A 20777-nucleotide genomic window follows, 5' to 3' on the forward strand; every position below is an offset into this window, starting at 1 on the left:
ATGGGAAAACCGACAGGATTTATAGAATATGATAGAAAATATGCAGGGATGGAGGAACCGAAAAAGAGAGTCCGGCACTTCCGGGAATTTAAGAACTACCTGCCTGAGGAAGAACAGCAGAAGCAGGGGGCACGCTGTATGGACTGCGGAGTTCCGTTCTGCCAGTCAGGCGCGATGCTTGGAGGGCTGGTTTCCGGCTGCCCCCTGCACAATCTTGTGCCGGAAACAAATGATCTCGTATATCAGGGCAAATGGAAGCAGGCGTACCTGCGCCTGTCACAGACACTCTGTTTTCCCGAGTTTACATCCAGAGTGTGTCCAGCGCTGTGCGAAGCTGCCTGTACCTGCAACCTGCACGGGGAACCAGTGGGAACGAAAGAGATCGAGCATGCCATTATTGACCGTGCATTTGCAAACGGGTGGGTGAAGCCCCAGATTCCGGCAGTCCGTACGGGAAAGAAAGTGGCTGTAGTCGGAAGCGGTCCGGCTGGACTTGCGTGTGCCCAGCAGTTGAACAGGAGGGGACACCTCGTAACTGTATTTGAAAAAAGTGACCGTGTCGGGGGCCTGCTCAGATATGGGATTCCTAATATGAAGCTGGAGAAAGAGGTCATTGACCGCAGAATCCGTCTCATGGAGGAGGAAGGGATTACATTCAAAACGGGGGTAGATATCGGAAAGGACGTGATGCCTGCCGAACTGAAGGCAGGATATGACAGAGTCGTGCTTTGCTGTGGAGCATCCAGTCCGCGGGACATTAAGGTGCCGGGGAGAGAACTGAAAGGAATCTATTTTGCGGTAGACTTCCTGGGGGCAGTGACGAAGGAACTTCTGGATTCCGATTTCGGGAAGGCGCCTTATCATCTGGCGAAAAACAAGAATGTGCTTGTAATAGGCGGAGGCGATACTGGAAACGACTGTGTAAGCACTGCCATCCGGCTTGGTGCAAAATCTGTTACCCAGCTGGAAATGATGCCGCAGGCACCCGACACAAGGACGGCAGATAACCCGTGGCCACAATGGCCCCGTGTTTTAAAGACTGATTACGGGCAGGAGGAGGCCTCGGCATTATTTGGAAGAGACCCACGTGTATATCAGACAACGGTGGCTTCGTTTACAGGAAATAAGAAAGGAGAAGTGGCACAGGCAGTGACAGTCAGCCTTAAACCGGTTAAGGATAAGAAAACCGGCAGGTTGAATATGGTTACGGTTGAAGGCAGCGAGAAAACGGTGTCTGCCGATCTTGTCCTGATTGCGGCAGGATTTACCGGGAGTGAGGCTTATGTCACAGAAGCTTTTCAGGTAGGAACAGATGGGCACAATAATGTAAAGACAAAGGCAGAGCAGTATGAAACATCCGTCCCGGGGGTATTTACCGCGGGAGATATGCACAGAGGCCAGTCACTGGTTGTGTGGGCAATCAGGGAAGGACGTGAAGCGGCCAAAGCGGTGGACACATCACTGATGGGTTATTCGAACCTATAATACGGACGGTGTCAAGATCTGTTGCATATCGTCGGGCAGCGGTGCAGTAAAACACATGTCTTCTCCGGTTATGGGATGCCGGAAGGACAGGCGGTGGGAATGCAGCGCCTGTCTGTGGATATATTCCATATCCGGGTTATAAAGATAATCACCAACTAACGGGAAACCCAGATATTTCATATGAATGCGTATCTGGTGGGTGCGGCCTGTCTCCAGCTCGAGGGAGACAAGGCTGTGCCCATTTTTTTCATCGACAACTTTATAGTGTGTCACGGCATTTTCTCCATTTTCAAAATCAACGATTCTCTCGATGATGGAACCGGATTTTCTGGATAAAGGCGCATTGATCGTTCCTTCTGGAGGTGTAACCTGTCCGCGGACAACGGCCAGATATTCCCTTCTGATTTCCTTTCGGACCGCCATGCCAGAAAGGATGCTGGAACTGAGCATGTGCTTTGCGATGACTGTGAGTCCGGAGGTATCGCGGTCCAGACGGTTTGTGCAGCGGAAGATAAAAGGCTTCCCCTGGGACTGGTAATACCATGCAAGGCCATTGGCGAGAGAATTCGTGTAGTTGTTCATAGATGGGTGAATCGGCATACCGGCGGCTTTATTGATGACGATAATATCTTCATCCTCGTAAACGATATTCAGCGGAAGCTGCACCGGGGGGATGTTTTCAGAGGACTCGGCCTCTTTTATATGGACCGTCAGAATATCACCGGTGCTTAACTTCTGTTTCAGATAGTACCATTCACCGTTTACAAGGATACTCTGCTCCATCTTCTTTAAATCCGTAAAATTCTGTCTGGAATATCCGTAATGCTTCAGATATTGTTCTATGCGCAGGCCGTTTTCCGCCTCTTTTATGTGGTAGGTTAAAACTCTTTCCATTTTGTTTCTCCGATTCTTAAACTGGCTTTAATTACCTGAATAGTATACCAGTTTCAGGGAAAGATGCATATGATAAGTTCTAAAGAAATCTTAAGAATTATATTTCGTTATTTTATTGACAATCAACCGGAAAGGTGGTATATTTCAAGACAAGCAAGTAAAAGGGAGTAGCCGAACACCGAAAGGTGGGTTTGAAACCGTCACCCGATACCGAGAGGTATCCGTATCAAATGAGATGTGCAAGACTTTTATTGCGGCAGACATGTCGTGAATAAGGGTCTTTTTTATTTCACAGAAATCTCTGAAGATACACCTGTCTGCTGCATAAGAAGAGCACCGGAAAGGAGATTCTAATGATGAGAGAAAAGGAAAACATTGTGGAAATGAATGAGGCGATTATCGCCGGGAAGAAAGCCCTGAACAGCATGAGGGCGGCGAAAGAGGCTTTGAACAGCGCCGGAAACTGGGGCGTTGCAGATTTACTTGGAGGCGGCTTCCTTGTTGATCTGGTAAAGCACTCCAAACTGGATGATGCAGGAGAAAGGCTGGAGGAGGCAAGATGTCATTTAGAACTTTTTCAATGTGAACTAAAAGACATCGAACTGCCATATAATTTTACAATACAGATAGATGACTTCCTTACATTTGCTGATTTCTTTTTTGATGGTATTATTGCAGACTGGCTTGTACAGTCTAAGATTAACGAGGCGAAGGATGAATTAAATTACGCGATAGAACGTGTGGAGCAGATGGTTGCGGACCTGATGAAATGGGAGAAGCAGCTGATGCTCGGAAAGGAGGCTGAGGCTTAATGGGATGTCTGGGAAATGTTTTATGGTTTATATTTGGAGGCTGTATCAGCGGACTGAGCTGGATGCTCGCAGGAGTGTTGTGGTGTATTTCGATCGTCGGGATACCGGTTGGGATGCAGTGTTTTAAGTTTGCGGCACTTAGCTTTTTCCCGTTTGGGAAGGAAGTCCATTATGGCGGGGGAGCGGGGTCCATGCTTCTGAACATTATCTGGATGATCGTATCCGGGATACCGCTGGCATTGGAATCACTGGTTATTGGTGCACTGCTCTGCGTGACAATTGTGGGAATTCCATTTGGAATGCAGCAGTTTAAACTGGCAAAGCTGGCGCTGATGCCGTTTGGATCGGAAGTATATTAAGATAGACAAAACACAGTATGGCTGTAATCTCTGGATGAGGTTACAGCCATACTATGTTTTAGTTTTAGTAAAACAATTTATCATTTAAAGAAGGAAAACATAGGTAAATGTGTTGTAAAGGAAAGGGGATTTCCTGTATAATAGAAAGCGTTATGATTCTTTGAGTCATATGCCAGGAGTAAAAAGGAGAGGTACAGATTATATGGACATTAATCAGAGATTGACAGAAGAACTTGATGTGAAGCGCTGGCAGATAGACGCGGCGGTTAATTTAATTGATGAGGGAAACACGATTCCCTTTATCTCGCGTTATAGAAAAGAAGTGACAGGTTCCCTGGACGATGAGCAGCTTCGAAAGCTGTATGAACGCCTGATTTATCTGCGGAACCTTGAGGAGAAAAAGGAGCAGGTATTATCCAGCATTGAGGAACAGGGCAAGCTGACGGCGGAATTGAAAGCGCAGATTCTGGCGGCGGAGACTTTGGTTGTCGTGGAGGATTTATACCGTCCATACCGGCCGAAGAGAAGGACGCGCGCGACGATTGCGAAAGAGAAGGGGCTGGAGCCGCTTGCGGCGGTGATTACATTGCAGCAGACAAAAGTCCCGCTTGAAAAGGAAGCAGAAAAGTATCTTTCAGAGGAGAAGGGCGTCAAGAGTGTGGAAGATGCGATTGCCGGGGCAAAGGACATCATCGCCGAATCCATTTCTGATGAAGCAGATTACAGAAGCTGGATCAGGAAGATTACGATGCAGAAAGGGAAACTGATTTCTGTGGCAAAGGATGCGGAAGCTGAGTCTGTATATGAAATGTATTATGAGTTTGAGGAGGCTGTCGGCAAGCTTGCGGGGCACAGGATACTTGCTTTAAACCGCGGTGAGAAGGAAAAGATACTGGCGGTGAAGATTGAGGCTCCGGAAGAAGATATTATCCGTTATCTGGAAAAGAAAACGATTATCAGGGAAAACCCGTATACAACACCAGTGTTAAAAGAGGTGGCTGAGGACAGTTATAAGCGTCTGATCGCCCCGGCCATAGAAAGAGAAATCAGGAATGAACTCACGGAAAGGGCCGAGGATGGAGCAATCGAGGTGTTCGGCAAGAACCTGCACCAGCTTCTGATGCAGCCGCCGATTACAGGGCAGGTAGTGCTCGGATGGGACCCGGCCTTCCGTACAGGCTGTAAGCTGGCCGTTGTAGATGAGACAGGAAAGGTACTTGGCACGACAGTCATATATCCGACAGCCCCGACCACACCGCAGAAGATAAAGGCATCGAAGGACCTTTTAAAGAAGATCATAGAGAAGTACCATATCACACTGATTTCTCTTGGAAACGGGACGGCTTCCAGAGAGTCTGAACAGATTATTGTGGAGCTTCTGAAGGAGATTCCACAGAAGGTCCAGTATGTCATTGTAAATGAGGCAGGAGCATCTGTATATTCGGCAAGTAAACTGGCATCTGAAGAATTTCCTAAGTTCGATGTCGGACAGAGAAGCGCGGCTTCTATCGCGAGAAGGCTTCAGGACCCGTTGGCAGAGCTTGTTAAGATTGATCCGAAGTCAATCGGGGTCGGCCAGTACCAGCACGATATGAACCAGAAAAAGCTGGGTGAATCCTTAAATGGTGTTGTTGAAGACTGTGTGAATAAAGTCGGGGTCGATCTGAACACGGCTTCTGCACCGCTTCTTTCCTACATTTCCGGCATTACGGGGACGATTGCAAAGAATATTGTGACATATAGAGAAGAAAACGGAAGGTTTACGAGCAGAAAAGAATTGCTGAAGGTAGCAAAGCTGGGGCCGAAAGCGTTTGAGCAGTGCGCCGGATTCATGAGAATAATGGACGGGAAAAATCCGCTCGATGCGACAGGCGTCCATCCGGAGTCTTATGAAGCGGCGGAAAAACTTCTGCAAAAGCAGGGATTTAAGCCGGAAGACATTACCGGCGGCAACCTGACAGGGCTTTCTCTGACGATCAGAGATTATAAGGAGCTGGCGGAAGAACTCGGAATCGGAGAGATTACATTGAGGGACATTGTCAAAGAACTGGAGAAGCCGGCACGCGATCCACGTGATGAGATGCCGAAGCCGATCCTGCGTACAGACGTGCTTGACATGAAGGACCTCAAGGAAGGCATGGTGCTCAAAGGAACCGTGCGCAACGTCATTGATTTTGGTGTGTTTGTGGATATCGGAGTGCATCAGGACGGTTTGGTCCACATCTCGCAGATCACGGACAGATACATTAAACATCCCTTGGAAGCTGTAAGTGTTGGTGATATCGTGGATGTCAAGGTTATGAGCGTAGATTTAAAGAAGAAGAGAATTCAGCTGACGATGAGAGGCATATAAGTTAAGAATTTTGAGGGCCATCCATACCGGTATAATCTGGTGCGGATGGCTCTCTTTTATGAAAAAACCATTAGTGGACAATCATGTGCTAATTTCCTATGCGGTGAACTGCATTTTTAAGTTTGGGCCCGAGAATGCATGCGACGATGATTTTGATTATGTCGCCGGGCAGGTAAGGCAGGACCCCTACGGACAGGGCGGCGAAGAAAGACAATTCCATCTGTGCCGCGAGCCAGACTGTACCGAACAGGTAGCAGATGAGGGAACCGAGTACCATACCGACAGCAGCGAAGGAGAGCCTGCCCGGAAAATGGTCGACAAAGTATCCGGTGATAATCGCTACAAAAATATACCCGATCAGATACCCGCCGGTAGGTCCGGCAAATTTACCGAGGCCTCCGCTGAACCCAGAGAAAACAGGAAGTCCGACAGCACCGAGCAGCAGATAAATGAGTAAACTGACCGTGCTGAATTTCATGCCCAGCACAAAGACAGATATGTAAATGACAAGGGTGGCCAGCGACAGCGGCACCGGACTGAATGGCAGCGGAATGGTAAATGGCGCCAGTATACAGATGACGGCTGTCATGACTCCTATCAGTGTAAGTTGTTTCGTGGTGACAAATGTTTTCTTGGCTGAAGTCTGTTCCATGTTTGTATTCCTTTCGTGTCTGTTCATTTTTATCTGTTGCCAGTATAAATCAAATAAGGAGAATTGTCAACCACAATATAAATAATGGTTAACAATGAGGGGCCCTGCAATGAACTTATATTGGAAATCTACTTAAATAATGAGATTTGTATAAGATCTTACTCCTTTGATAGACAGTAAATTCTGCATATGATAGAATAAAAGAAGTTGTTTATAGAAAAATATTTCATGAGGGGATTGGCAGGTGTATAAGGATGAGGTGGAATATAGCGGCGGAATCTATTTCGCTTGTTATGCTTGGCATTATATGGGTTTATGCCCGTAAAGGGAGTCATCTTCCAACATTAAAAAACAAGATATTTCAATGGTGCCTGCTGGTTACATTCAGCGCGATATTGACGAATATTCTGTCAACAATTATGATTTACCAGTATGAGTATATCCCAATTTGGCTGACATGGATTGTGACTTCGGTCTACTTTGTATTAACGCCGCTGATGGGACTTACTTATTTCTTATACACGGTTTCTGTCATCTATACGGATATGGACCAGGCGAAAAAGGTGATCGGCATTGGACTGATACCCGGTGCCGGATATACGCTGCTGATTTTGGTAAATCCGTTCACACGCAATATATTTGACATCAATTCACAGAACGGGTATTCGAGGGGGAGCTGGGTTTTTACGACCTATCTCGTTTTTTATATTTACTGTCTGGCGAGTATTGTAGTGACTGTCTGCAACCGGAAAAAGATAGAAGCAGAGATTTACGGGATACTGGCTGCATTTCCGGTTCTTGCTGTACTGGTTATCTTTGTCCAGCAGTTGTATCCTGATGTGATTCTCTCAGGGTCGGCGGCGACCTGTGCGCTGCTGATTATTTACCTGCATCTGCAGAATAAACAGATATCATTGGATTACCTGACCAATATACCCAACCGTCAGGAACTGCTCAATATGATTGGCCTGACAATAAAGAAAGCACCGGATAAGGAGTTTTACCTTCTGGTAGTTTCCCTGCGGGATTTCCGCCAGATTAATAATACCTGCGGTCAACAAAAAGGGGATGTGTTCCTGAAAGAGGTCAGCCAGTTTCTGTGCAGGACCGGACCGGCGGGAAATGTCTATCGTTTCAGTGGTGATGAGTTTGCCCTGTTGTTTTTACAGCCTGATAAAGATGAGCTTACGCAGTGTATTGCCCGGATTCAGGAACGTATGTCCGGTCCGTGGCAGGTAGATGAGTACCGGTTCGTTCTACCGGCAGTGATGGGGATATTCTATCATACAGGGGACGAAGACACACTTGAGAAAATCATTAATTCGGTGGAATGTGCGGTTGCCCGGGCCAAAGAAGGAAAGCATGGGCAGGTCTGCTATTGTGACAGGGCGATGCTGGAAAAGCTGGAGAGGAGGCGCAGAATCATACAGATTCTGAAGCAGCAGCTTACGGAACCGGATTTTGAGATGTATTACCAGCCAATTTACTCTGTAAAGAGCGGTGAGTTTTTATATGCAGAATCATTGATGCGGATTCCCAAATCACCGATCGGGCCGATATATCCGTCCGAGTTTATTCCGATTGCGGAGGAAACGGGGCTGATTGTAGATATTACATATATTATGCTGGATAAGGTGTGTAAGTTTATCAACAGGCTGATTGAAACCGGCATCGAGGTAGGGGCGGTCCATGTCAATTTTTCAGGGATTCAGTTCTCAAGACCAGATCTGGCTGACAGGGTGCTGGAGATTGTGCAGAAGAACGGGACCCCTATGCCTGCACTAGAGATTGAGTTTACGGAGAGTACTCTGGCTGAAAGCACTCAGGTTGTTACAGATTTTGCCCTGCAGATGCTGGAGCGCGGGATTAAGATGGGACTGGACGACTTTGGGACAGGCTATTCCAATATTGCAACAGTCATCCATATTCCATTCGGGACAGTGAAGCTGGATAAAAGCCTTGTATATGCGGCAATGAACAGTGAAAAGTCAGCGCTGGCCATCCGGAATCTGACCCGGACATTTAAGGCCCTTGGTATGAAGGTGATCGCTGAAGGGGTGGAGAATGAGGAACAGAAAAATATGGTCGTTGAATTCGGTGCAGACCAGATACAGGGGTTTTACTATGCAAGGCCAATGCCGGAGGATGAGACGGTGGAATTTATGCTGCAAAAAGCAGGTGAACGGAACACGTATAGGAGCAATTCTTTTTAACATATAAACTAAATTATGAAATCCGGTATAGGGACTATGTGGCCGATACCGGATTTTTTTATCTGTTTTAGAATCTGTTGTTTTAACAACATACTTGAATCAAACATCGTACTATACTGGGCATGTAACAGTAATGAGAGATATTTTCTAATCTTAATAAAGGAGATGTGTAAAATGGATGATAAAATGTTTTGTTTTCAGTGTGAGCAGACAGCCGGATGTACAGGGTGTACAGGAAATGCAGGAGTCTGCGGGAAGACGGCAGGAAATGCAAAACTGCAGGATGAACTGACGGGGGCTCTGATCGGACTTGCAAGGGCCTGTTCCGGTAATCCCAGGACAGACAAAACGGACCGTCTGATTCTGGAAGGATTATTTACGACAGTTACGAATGTAAACTTTAATGACGATACACTCCGTGAAATGATCACGAGGGTAAATGAGGAAAAAGCACATGTTGTACCCGGATGTGCGGAATGTCCTTCCAGATGTGGAAACATAGACAACTATGATATGTCACGGCTCTGGAAGGCAGATGAGGATATCCGTTCTCTGAAGTCCCTGATCCTGTTCGGTATCCGAGGCATGGCGGCTTATGCTTACCACGCTATGGTTCTGGGATATACAAGTGCGCGGGTAAATGAGTTCTTTTATAAGGCACTGTTCGTTCTGGCGGAAGACTGGAGAATGGAGGAACTGCTGCCCTTAGTTATGGAGGTTGGAGAAGTCAATCTGGAGTGTATGGAACTGCTTGACCGTGCCAATACAGAGACATTCGGAACGCCGATTCCTACAGAGGTGCCGCTGACGGTCGAGAAGGGGCCGTTTATAGTAATCACAGGACATGACCTCTATGATCTGAAGCTATTGCTCGAACAGACGGAAGGGAAAGGAATCCATGTGTATACACATGGGGAAATGCTTCCGGCCCATGCTTACCCGGAACTAAAAAAGTATCCGCACCTGAAGGGAAACTTCGGCACGGCATGGCAGAACCAGCAGAAAGAATTTGCTAATCTTCCGGCTCCGGTTTTATTTACAACAAACTGCCTGATGCCTGTGAAGGACAGTTATTCGGACAGAGTGTTTACGACAGAGGTAGTCTCTTATCCTGAAATGGTGCATGTGGGAGATGAGAAAGATTTCACACCGGTGATCGAAAAGGCGCTGGAACTTGGCGGTTTTTCAGAGGATACAGAATTTACCGGAATAAACGGAGGCAGGACAGTGCTGACAGGGTTCGGGCATGGCACTGTTCTGGATGCGGCGGATAAAGTGGTTGAGGCTGTAAAGGCAGGGGAGATCAGACATTTCTTCCTCGTGGGTGGATGCGACGGCGCGCGGCCGGGACGGAATTACTACACTGATTTTGTGAAAATGACTCCGAAGGATTCTGTCGTTCTGACGCTGGCATGCGGCAAGTACAGATTCAATGATCTGGACCTCGGGACGATTGGGGGCCTTCCGAGGCTCATGGATATGGGACAGTGTAATGATGCCTACAGTGCGGTCAAGGTTGCGGCGGCACTGGCAGAAGCATTTGAATGCAGCGTGAATGACCTGCCGCTGTCAATGATCCTGTCATGGTATGAACAGAAAGCGGTCTGCATACTGCTGACACTGCTGCATCTTGGGATCAGGAATATAAAACTCGGGCCGACACTCCCGGCTTTCATTTCCAGAAATGTGCGGGATTATCTGGTCGATAATTATAAGATTGCTCCTATAGGTGATCCTACTAAAGATCTGGAAGAGATATTGGGATAGTAAGGTAGATAAGAATAGGGAAAGACGCGGATAAGAATTCGGCGTCTTTTTTCTATGAAATCGGAATGGAGCCGACGAATATGAAAGGTATCTTGAAAAAACGAGTTGTACAGCATATAATTGTATCAGCATGATCCGAAATAACAAGAAGTGGAGCGGCCTATGAAGCAAAAGACAGGTTTTCTGCAGTGGTTTAAGAACCAGAAGCTAGGCAAAAAAATACTTTATACATTTATCCCTGCCACGGTCATTCCGCTTTTGGCAGCTCAGGTGCTGATGCTCTATGTGATTTCAAACAATATGGAGCAGAAGATTGATGACCTGATGGTGAGCCAGCTTGCACAGATTTCGGAGAGAACAAATTTGACGCTGGACGTATATACGAATCTGGTCTATCAGATTTATTCGGACAACCAGATTATAGACGGGGTGAATGCATATGAAGAAGCTGAGCCGGAAATGCGTGCAAGGGCATATCGCGAAATCTGTGACCGGATACAGCAGTATGGTATTTCCACAAGCGGGATCGAATGCATCAGTATCATTTTAAAGGATGGAGATGATATTACGTATGATTTCGGACTGGCATCCGCGGTTGATAATCTTTGGAACAGTTATACAGATAAAAGGAATATAGAGGCGTACAGGCAGGCACAGGAGGACGAGTCTAATATGGTAATTCTGCCAACGGAGCGTATTCTGCGCGGCGGTCAGGAGCAGAGGATTTTCCATATCTCGAAGCAGATGTATGATTTTAAAAATATACAGGAGGGCTTCATCGGGACGATTGTCATGAGTATCAATGAATCGGTACTGAACGCCGTGTGCAGCACCGCGCAGGAGGGAGCGGATGTATATACAATTAATTTCATCACGGACAAGCAGGGAAATGTGCTTACTTACCCGGATTCCTTTTATTCCGGAATTACATTGACAAAAGACAGGACAATCAAGGCGTTTGTGGAAAATACAGGAGAGCTGAAAGGGAAGAAAATAGCGGTTAACAGCTATAAAGATGAAAATCTGGGGTGGATTTTCTATAATGCATATGACAAAGACTATATTTTACGTGATGTCAGGCATATTCAGTATCTGACCATCCTGATCGGGGCGGTTCTTTTTGTTGCATCCATCCTGCTGATCCGCTACACGGTCAGCCTGATTGAAAAATCTACCAGAAGCATCGTAGGAGGAATCCGGGAGGTACAGCAGGGAAATCTGGATGTGCAGGTGACCGTTGATAGTGAAGATGAGATGGGGCAGATTGCGGATAATTTTAATACGATGACGGGAAAGGTCAAGGGGCTGATTGAGGAGGTCAGGGAAGTTACCGAAAAGCAGAAGGACGCAGAAATCCGTGCACTGGAGGCACAGATCAATCCCCACTTCTTATATAATACACTGGATTCCATTAATTGGATGGCGATTGAAAAAGAGGAGTATGAGATCAGCAGGATGCTGAGAAACCTCGGGGTGATCTTACGATACAGCATTAGTAAGAGCAATAAGATGGTGACGATTGGGGAGATGGCTGACTGGCTGGAAAAGTATATAAGTCTGCAGAGAATGCGTTTTAACGATGCCTTTATCTGCGAAGTGCATGTGGATAAGGCGGCGGAAAAGGTGAGGGTGCATAAGCTGCTGATCCAGCCGTTTGTAGAAAATGCGATTATACATGGTTTTAAAGGAATCGAGAGCGGAGGTATTCTCAGGATCGACGTTATGCGGTCAGAGGAGAAGGATGAGCTGGATATTATTATAGAGGATAACGGAAAAGGAATGCCCCGTGAGATGACCCAGAAGTATAACAATCCGGAAACCGCGGTAACAGACGATGGCAGAAGCATCGGACTGCATAATGCATTTACGCGTATGCGTATGTATTACGGGGAGAGTGTTTCATGGGATGTGAGCAGCATCTCCGGGATGGGGACGGTTATTACACTGAAGATCCCGATACAGGCACGAACATCAGGGACAGCGGATAAAGAGGGGGGCGAAATATGAGAATTGTAATCGTTGAAGATGAAGTGAAAATCCGTGAAGGCATGGGGAAGCTGATCGGATCCCAGACGGAACATATCGTGCTGGGAGAAGCGTCAAACGGAGAAGAAGGACTCGAGATGATTCAGCGGTTCAAGCCGGACCTCGTGATTACAGATATCCGTATGCCTAAAATGGACGGTCTGGAGATGATCAAGGAACTGTATGAGAGGAAAATACCGGTACATACGATTATCTTAAGCGGCTATTCGGAATTCGAATATGCACAGAAGGGAATACGCTACGGGGTCGATGATTACCTGCTGAAGCCTCTTGCGGCGGAAGATGTGCAGGAAATGCTGGCAAAGATTGATGAAAGGATCAGGAAGGAAGAGCTTACCAATGGCACGCCGGAGTTGTATATCAGAAATTTGATTTCGGGGGAAGAGAAGGAGCAGAAGAACTGTGAGATTCTGACAGATATATGCGGATTCCCCAAAGAGGGTGATTATGTGCTGTTCGAAGGATATATCGGTTCAGCGCCGGCATCCTACAGGGACGAGATGGAGCATTCACTGGAACAATTGAAGGATAAATACCCAGAGTTGAAAATCTATTATATTTATATTGAAAATACTCAGAAAGCCTATGTTGCTGCTTACGGGGAAAAAGATACGGGCCGGATTCCTGCTCTGGAAAAGTCTTTCTATAACAGGCTGATTCTTTGCTGTATGAATAAGCCTGAACGGGCGCTTTGGTGCAGACAGCGCTTTAGTAGGCTTAGCGGGCTGAAAAAGGCGGAGGAACAGCTAAGTGGTATGCTTTCTTATGCGCTTGTTCTTCAGCCGGAAGGGTGGCTTGAACCAGAGGACTGCTTACAGTACTGTCCACAGCCATTCACGGCTCCTACAGAGATTTATAACCGGATACGCAATGCAGTCTGCCAGGGGGATACGGACGGACTCTTAAAGAGTGCGAAAGACTTTCTGGATTATATGGAAAAGGGACGGTTTGAAGTGGCGGAAATATACAGGGCATTTTCGAAAAGCTACTATTTAATCGCTGATACGCTGCAGGATATAGACCCCTCTCTTTACGAGCACCTGAAAAACGGGAATCTGCTGCGTAATATCGAGACAGCTGTGACATGGCGTGAACTGGAGTATGCTTACCGTGATCTGATACAGGCTGTGACATCGACGAAATCAAAGCGTGAGGACATCAGCAATTATGTCATAAAAAAGGCAATCAGCTATATTCGTGAAAATTATCAGACGGGCCTTACACTGGATGAGGTTGCATCTGTTCTGGAGATTACTCCTGAATACTTAAGTACACTGTTTAACCGGGAAGTAGGAATCAATTTTTCCACATTCCTGAAGCAGTTCAGGATGAGCCATGCAAAGCGGCTGTTAAAGGGAAGTAATATGAAAATATATGAGATTGCAGGAGCAGTCGGGTACAGCGATCCAAAGTATTTCCAGCGGGTATTCAAAGAAGAGATTGGTATTTCGCCCGGGGAATACAGGCAGATGAATTAATGTGTGGGACCAGCGCATTCGGGGAGGAATTTATGAAAAGTAGTTTAAGGAGAGTAATGGCCTGTGTATGTGCGGCCGGCCTTTTTTGTTTTACGGGGTGTGCCGGCCTTCCAAATGAGGGAGAGGGACGAGGGACTGAAAAGCGTGAGGAACTGGTGCTGTGGACTTACTATGAGACCGAAATGCAGAGAACAACAATGGACGATCTTACTGCCGGATTCAACAAGTCTCAGGATCAATATCATTTGACATGGGAATATCACGGGCCGGTCACAGAATTTAACAAAAGGCTGGCAATAGGGATGACACAGAATCAGCTGCCGGATATGGTGATCCTTGATAATCCGGACATGTCCTCTTATGTGAAAATGGGGAAGCTGGAGGATATTACAGATGCAGTAAACACGATAGAGGATCTGGACCAGTATTTTCCCAGCAGCATGGAATCCGTGGAGTATGGCGGAAGATATTACGGACTGCCGTTTTGCTGCAACAATGTCGCTCTGATTTACAACAAAGATATGCTGAAAGAGGCAGGAGTAAATGTACCGGAGACATGGGAAGAACTGAGGGCGGCAGCGGAAAAACTGACAGTGCCGGGGCGGTATGGATTTGCCATGTCTGCAATCAGTGGGGAACAGGGAGCGTTCCAATTCGGAACATACATGCTTTCGGCAGGAGATGACCTGGAACAGGCAGGCGGGGAGGGAACGTTAAAAGCTTTCCGGTTCATACAGGATATGGCCGAAGAGGGATTGATGTCGAGAGACTGCGTAAACTGGTCACAAAACGATGTGGCAAGGACATTTATCGCGGGAAAATGTGCCATGATGGAAAACGGGCCGTGGGTTTTCCCGGAACTGGATGAATCAGGGATTAACTATGGGATCGCTGCTTTCCCGTCTGACCAGAGGGCTATGGGCCTTCTTGGGGGAGAGGACATCGCAGTGCTGAAAGGGAAGAATGTAGAGGGGAGTATCGCTTTCCTGAAGTATTACAGCCAGATTGATATTATGCTGAATGCAAATCTCAGAGCAAACTCCCTTCCACCGAGGCAGGATGTGGCGCAGCTTTTTCTGAAGGCGAAACCAGAATATAAAGTGATACTGTCCCAAATGGAACACTGTATATCAAGGGCAGCCTATACCGGCTGGTCGAAGCTGTCCCCGCTGCTTTCAGACGGGCAGTACCGCATTATTACAGGAGAAAGCACGCCACAAGAGGTATGCACAGAGATCAGGCAGAATATGGGAGGAGAAAAAGATATAACGGATTGATGTTCCCGGGAAAAGGGGGGGCTGCGGATGTTCATTCTGCAGTCCCCTTTTTCCGGCATATGCCTTCTGCAGAATTTCAGTTTCAAAATTCAGTTGAAAAATGTCCACCTTGTTTAATTATTTAGACTACGAAAGGATACATGATTTTCTTATACTCTATTTAACAGCTACAGAAAAATGATTCAAGAAAGGGAGAGAAATCATGAGAAAGAAAATTGTAAGTGCGCTTCTGTGCCTGACGATGGCAGCAGGATTAGTGACAGGATGCAGCGGAGGAAACAAATCTTCAGATTCTTCATCAGACGGCAAAAAATCCGACGGAGGGAAAGAAGAAGTTGTGATCTGGGATTATTTTGAGACGGATGCCCAGAAAAGCATGATGGAGGAGATGCTTGACGGTTTCAACAGTTCACAGGACAAGTACGAGGCAACTCATGTCTATGTTCCGTTTGCGGATTACGAGAAACAGCTGACACTCGGCATGGCATCCGGAGAACTTCCGGACCTGGTGATACTGGATGGATGCGGCATGGCATCATTCATAGAAATGGACCTGTTCGGCGACGTATCAGATGCAGATATTAAATGGGATGAATATCTGGAAGGACCGATGGAATCTACAATGGCTGACGGCAAACATTACGGCATTCCGTTTGCAACAAACTGTACCGCATTGTTCTACAATAAAGATTTATTTGATGCCGCAGGTGTTGCTTATCCGGATGAGAATACAACATGGGAAGATTTCCGCAAGATGGCACAGACACTGACCAAAGATGGAGTGGCAGGCTTCGGAAATGCAGCGACGGGAACAGATGAAGGAACATTCCAGTGTCTGCAGTGGTTATATACGGCAGGCGGGGATTATCAGAATATCGGGGACGGAATCGACGCTTATAAGCTGATGCAGGAAATGGTGTCAGAGGGCTCATGGTCTAAGGACTGCGTAAACTGGACACAGTCAGACGTAAATAATAATTTCGTTGCAGGCAACCTGGCAATGCAGCAGAACGGGCCGTGGCAGATTCCGGGTATTGAAAAAGATGCACCGGACTTAAACTACGGGGTTACGGTTCTCCCGAAAAAAGATGCAGCATCAGGACAGGCAACTTCTATTCTGGGCGGCGAGAACATGGGGGCAGTAAAACAGGACAACATGGACGGCGCAATTGCATTCTTAGAATATTATGACCAGACAGATGTCATGGTAGCTGCAATGAAAGAGTATGGCTCATTCCCACCGAAGACAGAAGCAGCACAGGATTCCTACTGGACAGATGACCCGATCCAGAAATCATTTATCCAGCAGCTTGATACTTCCATTCCGAGAGGACCAAGCGCATCCTGGCCGGCATACTCAGATGCAATCCAGACAGGTTTTCAGGAAGTGATGACTTCTGCAAAGACACCGGAGAAAGCAGCAGAAGATACCCAGGCGGCAGTCGATAAGGTAAAAGCATCAGAAAAATAATGATGCTCAGGTCCGTCAGTGCGGGAAGGCAGTACAACTGCAGAATAAAATATCATAGAGGGACAGGTGACCCCTGTCCCTTTTTTAAAAAACGGAGAATGTAAAACGGAGCTGTCTGCTTTGTTTTTCAGAATCCAGTTCGTGAATCAGAAAGGATGAGACAAAATGAAAAAAGGGAATCGCACCAGTATGAAGGCAGGGCTTTTATTTGCACTTCCTGCAGCTTTATATATGCTGGTATTCGTAGGATATCCGATGATACAGAACTTTATCCTGAGCTTTAAAAATGTTGACGTATATACGTTTGCTGATGCCTCCAAACAGGCTTTCGTAGGATTTGACAATTATAAAGAACTGTTTGCAGGAGAGAATGCCATCCTGACGACAGCAATCGGCAATACGCTGATCTTTACCGTGGCATCAATCTTCTTTCAGTTTTTCATCGGATTCGGTCTGGCGCTGCTGTTTAGCAAAAAGTTCAAGGGGAGCTCGTTTTTCAGAGGGGTTACGATGATATCATGGCTGCTTCCGGTTACCGTTGCCGGACTGCTGTTTAAGTTTATGTTTGCAAGTAAGGGCGGTATTATCAATCAGATATTTATGTCACTGCATTTAATCAATGCACCGCTGGAATGGCTTCTGGAGCCAAAACTTGCAATGATTGCGATCGTGGTTGCAAATATCTGGATCGGTATCCCGTTCAATATGATGCTTTTAATCACAGGACTTACGACCATACCGGAAGAAATCTATGAAAGCTCCAAACTGGACGGGGCGAATAAGTTCCAGACTCTGTTTAAGATTACAATACCGATGATCCGCCCGGCAATCATGTCTGTGCTGACACTCGGATTTGTCTATACATTTAAGGTATTCGACCTTGTATGGGTTATGACCAAGGGAGGACCGGTGAATTCAACAGAACTTGTATCTACATATGCATATAAGTTATCCTTCGAACAGTTCCAGTTCAGCAAAGGTGCGGCAGCAGCCAATATTCTGTTTCTGATTCTGTTCGTAGTGGGTATTTTCTATATTAAATTAATCAATGATGAGGATGAGGTGATGTAAGATGAAGAATGAGAAAGGAAATTGGAAATTTTTTATAATCGGTGCAATTGTATTTGTCATCTTTATCTTCCCTCTGTACTGGATGGTAGTTACAGCGTTAAAGACACAGGTGGAAATCTTTCAGATCCCGACACCACTCTGGCCGAAAGCTCTGACGTTTGACGCCTTCGCAGCCCAGCTGTCCTCTTCCAGTGATACACTCCGGGGATTTAAAAACAGTCTGATTATCGGCTGCGGGGCGACCGTTATAGCTACGATTCTTTCCATTCCCGCGGCTTACGGGCTGGCAAGATTTAAATTCAGCGGCAGAAAGGTACTGATCCTTTACTTCCTGATGACACAGATGCTTCCGTCCACACTGATCCTGACTTCCCTGTATATTATGTTTTCAAAAATGGGGATTTTGAATTCCTATCTGGCACCGATGCTGGCAGACGCTACTTTGGGAATTCCGTTCAGTATTATTATACTAAGGACATATTTCCTGTCCATACCGAAGGAACTGGACGAGGCCGCAAAAATCGACGGATGCAACAGCATTACCTCGTTTACAAAAGTCATGCTGCCGATTGCAAAGCCGGGTGTAGTAGTAGCTGCCGTATTCTCATTTGTATATGCATGGGGTGACCTGATTTATGGTATTACATTCATAACAGATCCCAATAAACGGCCAATTACATCCAGCATTTACAATTATGTACAGCAGTACCAGACGCTGTGGAATGCGACGATGGCGTTCGGAATCATCGCAATTCTGCCGGTAGTACTGATATTCATATTCATGCAGAAATACATTGTAAGCGGTCTGACGAACGGGGCAGTTAAAGCATAATCAGGAGGTTTTGAAATGAAATTACATCCAGTGGATTTAAAGAAAATAAAGATTCATGATTCATTTTGGTCAAAACATATCAATCTGGTAAAGGATGCAATTATCCCTTACCAGTGGAATGCAATGAATGACCTCATACCGGATGCCGAGCCGTCTCACTGTCTGGAGAACTTTAAAATAGCGGCAGGGAGAAAAAAAGGTGAGTTTTACGGGGCCGTTTTTCAGGACACTGATATTGCAAAGTGGCTGGAGGCTGCAGGCTTTACTCTGGCCTATGACAGGGACCCGGAACTGGAAAAAACTGCGGATGAGGTTATTGACCTGATCGCGGAGGCACAGCAGGAAAATGGATATCTGGACACCTATTTTATCATCAAAGAACCGGACCGCAAGTGGAAGAATCTCTGTGAAGGACATGAATTATATACGGCGGGACATATGATGGAGGCAGCAGTGGCTTACTATCAGGGGACCGGTAAGGATAAGTTTCTGAATGTAGTACGAAAGCTTGCAGACCTGCTCTGTGACACCTTCGGCAGTGAAGAGGGGAAAATCCACGGTTATCCCGGGCATCAGGAAGTAGAGATTGGACTGATCAAGCTTTATCAGGTGACAGGAAATAAGAAGTATGTGGATCTGGCAAAATACTTTATTGATGCGAGGGGCGTCGGGAAAAATTATTTTCTGGAGGAGATGGATAAACCGGATTACCGGCAGATTTTTCCTGAATTTGCGGACTACCAGCCAGCATACTCCCAGTCGGACCGTCCGGTAAGAGAACAGACAGCGGCGGAAGGACACGCGGTCAGAGCAGTATATATGTATTCTGCAATGGCTGATCTTGCCTGCGAATATCAGGATCAGGAACTGATGGACGCGTGCACCAGACTCTGGAATAATATCGTACAGAAACAAATGTACATCACAGGGGGAATCGGGGCGTCCGGCATTCTGGAGCGGTTCACTGTGGATTATGACCTGCCCAACGACTGCAACTATGCAGAGTCCTGTGCATCGATTGGCCTGGCAATGTTTGGGAGCAGGATGGCAAACATTACAAGAGATGCATCCTATATGGATATCGTCGAGAAAGCCCTTTATAACACTGTACTTGCAGGAATCGCTCTGGATGGGAAGAGCTTCTTCTATGTGAATCCGCTTGAGGTGTGGCCGGACAATTGTCTGGAACGTACTTCAAAGGAACATGTAAAACCTGTCAGACAGAAATGGTTCGGTGTGGCATGCTGCCCGCCTAATATCGCAAGAACGCTTGCTTCTATTGGACAGTATGTATACTCTGTCGGTAAGGGAGAACTGTATATTAACCTGTTTGTCTCAAACAAAACGGAAACGGAGGTGAATGGAAATACTGTCGGCATTTCGATGGAAACCAGATTCCCGTTTGACAACAGGATTGATATAAATATTCAGAACATTCCGGCAGAAGGCATGACAGTGGCAGTCAGAATTCCCGCATATGCGAAGGATTACCGCACAGATGTAAATGGGCAGCCAGTGAACTGCAGAATAGAAAAGGGATATGCATACGTGACACTGATGGCAGATGCCGTGATTACAGTTTCCTTTGAGGCACCGGCAAGATTTGTCCGTGCAAATCCGAATGTGCGGGCGGACTGCGGTAAGACTGCTGTTATGAAAGGCCCACTCGTATATTGTCTGGAGGAGGCTGACAACGGTAAAAATCTGTCTGCATTGTATGTCAGTACGGACCAGAAAATCAGGGAGCAGGAATCTTCCGCATTCGCGGGAGTCACGGAACTTATACTGAAGGGGAAGCGAATGGAAGAAACTGCATGGAAGGAATCGGAATTGTATGGTGAACATCCGTTAACTTTCTCCGATGCAACATTAAAAGCAATCCCGTATGCCTATTGGAATAACAGGGGCATAGGAGAAATGACTGTCTGGATAAAAGAACTGGTCATGGCTGCGGATGGAATAAAATAGTAGGAAAATTAAAAGAAATAATCAGGGGCTGCCGTAAAATAATATTGTGTATATCAATGCTCAATATAGATTTTACGGTAGTCCTTTTTATGATATTAA

The 20777-nt window shown here is 46.4% G+C and carries 15 protein-coding genes; 13 read left to right on the plus strand and 2 right to left on the minus strand.

The features are described from left to right. On the plus strand, nucleotides 1-1485 hold the full coding sequence (locus DWX43_RS21050) for a glutamate synthase subunit beta (protein WP_118621726.1): 1485 nt from the start codon (nucleotides 1-3) through the stop codon (nucleotides 1483-1485). Here DWX43_RS21050 and DWX43_RS21055 read toward each other — a convergent pair. Next, complete coding sequence (locus tag DWX43_RS21055; RefSeq protein WP_118621727.1) at nucleotides 1480-2379, minus strand: RluA family pseudouridine synthase; 900 nt, start codon at nucleotides 2377-2379, stop codon at nucleotides 1480-1482. The genes DWX43_RS21050 and DWX43_RS21055 overlap by 6 nt on opposite strands. Before the next feature lie 353 nt (nucleotides 2380-2732). Here DWX43_RS21055 and DWX43_RS21060 point away from each other — a divergent pair, with 353 nt between their 5' ends. The 3 genes from DWX43_RS21060 to DWX43_RS21070 all read left to right on the plus strand — a co-directional run bounded on the left by DWX43_RS21060 (nucleotide 2733) and on the right by DWX43_RS21070 (nucleotide 5903). Beyond that, entirely contained in the window at nucleotides 2733-3191 is a 459-nt protein-coding gene (locus DWX43_RS21060) for a hypothetical protein (RefSeq protein ID WP_330405442.1), read from the plus strand. Then, complete coding sequence (locus DWX43_RS21065; protein ID WP_109733432.1) at nucleotides 3191-3550, plus strand: YccF domain-containing protein; 360 nt, start codon at nucleotides 3191-3193, stop codon at nucleotides 3548-3550. The genes DWX43_RS21060 and DWX43_RS21065 overlap by 1 nt, the downstream gene beginning before the upstream one ends. 202 nt (nucleotides 3551-3752) lie before the next feature. Next, nucleotides 3753-5903 carry a Tex family protein gene (locus tag DWX43_RS21070; RefSeq protein ID WP_118621728.1) on the plus strand — a complete coding sequence of 717 codons (2151 nt, stop codon included), beginning with the start codon at nucleotides 3753-3755 and terminating at the stop codon, nucleotides 5901-5903. An 88-nt stretch (nucleotides 5904-5991) separates the two neighbouring features. Here the strand turns inward: DWX43_RS21070 and DWX43_RS21075 are convergent, their stop codons facing one another. Continuing rightward, nucleotides 5992-6555, minus strand: coding sequence for a biotin transporter BioY (locus DWX43_RS21075; RefSeq protein ID WP_118621729.1), 564 nt, complete (start codon nucleotides 6553-6555; stop codon nucleotides 5992-5994). Nucleotides 6556-6809: 254 nt separating this feature from the next. On the opposite strand from DWX43_RS21075, the gene DWX43_RS21080 reads away from it, so the two are divergent. The 9 genes from DWX43_RS21080 (at nucleotide 6810) to DWX43_RS21120 (ending at nucleotide 20678) form a co-directional block, all read left to right on the plus strand. Next, complete coding sequence (locus DWX43_RS21080; RefSeq protein WP_118621730.1) at nucleotides 6810-8768, plus strand: EAL domain-containing protein; 1959 nt, start codon at nucleotides 6810-6812, stop codon at nucleotides 8766-8768. A 174-nt stretch (nucleotides 8769-8942) separates the two neighbouring features. After that, a complete protein-coding gene (gene hcp / locus DWX43_RS21085; RefSeq protein WP_182440783.1) occupies nucleotides 8943-10535 on the plus strand; it encodes a hydroxylamine reductase in 1593 nt (530 codons plus the stop codon). Nucleotides 10536-10697: 162 nt separating this feature from the next. Further along, the gene (locus DWX43_RS21090; protein ID WP_118621731.1) at nucleotides 10698-12542 is read left to right on the plus strand and encodes a sensor histidine kinase; all 1845 of its coding nucleotides are present in this window, start codon (nucleotides 10698-10700) and stop codon (nucleotides 12540-12542) included. Next, on the plus strand, nucleotides 12539-14059 hold the full coding sequence (locus DWX43_RS21095; RefSeq protein ID WP_118621732.1) for a response regulator: 1521 nt from the start codon (nucleotides 12539-12541) through the stop codon (nucleotides 14057-14059). Before DWX43_RS21090 ends, DWX43_RS21095 begins: the two co-directional genes overlap by 4 nt. Before the next feature lie 32 nt (nucleotides 14060-14091). Further along, nucleotides 14092-15336 (plus strand): sugar ABC transporter substrate-binding protein, encoded by a 1245-nt coding sequence (locus DWX43_RS21100; RefSeq protein ID WP_182440784.1) that lies wholly within the window; start codon nucleotides 14092-14094, stop codon nucleotides 15334-15336. A 202-nt stretch (nucleotides 15337-15538) separates the two neighbouring features. Then, nucleotides 15539-16807, plus strand: coding sequence for an extracellular solute-binding protein (locus tag DWX43_RS21105; RefSeq protein WP_118621734.1), 1269 nt, complete (start codon nucleotides 15539-15541; stop codon nucleotides 16805-16807). Nucleotides 16808-16972: 165 nt separating this feature from the next. Then, on the plus strand, nucleotides 16973-17878 hold the full coding sequence (locus DWX43_RS21110) for a sugar ABC transporter permease (RefSeq protein ID WP_118621735.1): 906 nt from the start codon (nucleotides 16973-16975) through the stop codon (nucleotides 17876-17878). A 1-nt stretch (nucleotide 17879) separates the two neighbouring features. Continuing rightward, complete coding sequence (locus DWX43_RS21115) at nucleotides 17880-18710, plus strand: carbohydrate ABC transporter permease (protein WP_118621736.1); 831 nt, start codon at nucleotides 17880-17882, stop codon at nucleotides 18708-18710. 15 nt (nucleotides 18711-18725) lie between these two features. Further along, the gene (locus DWX43_RS21120) at nucleotides 18726-20678 is read left to right on the plus strand and encodes a beta-L-arabinofuranosidase domain-containing protein (protein WP_118621737.1); all 1953 of its coding nucleotides are present in this window, start codon (nucleotides 18726-18728) and stop codon (nucleotides 20676-20678) included. The last annotated feature ends 99 nt before the right edge of the window (nucleotides 20679-20777 follow it).

Source organism: Clostridium sp. AF19-22AC (assembly GCF_003479085.1).
GTDB lineage: Bacteria > Bacillota > Clostridia > Lachnospirales > Lachnospiraceae > Faecalicatena_A > Faecalicatena_A orotica.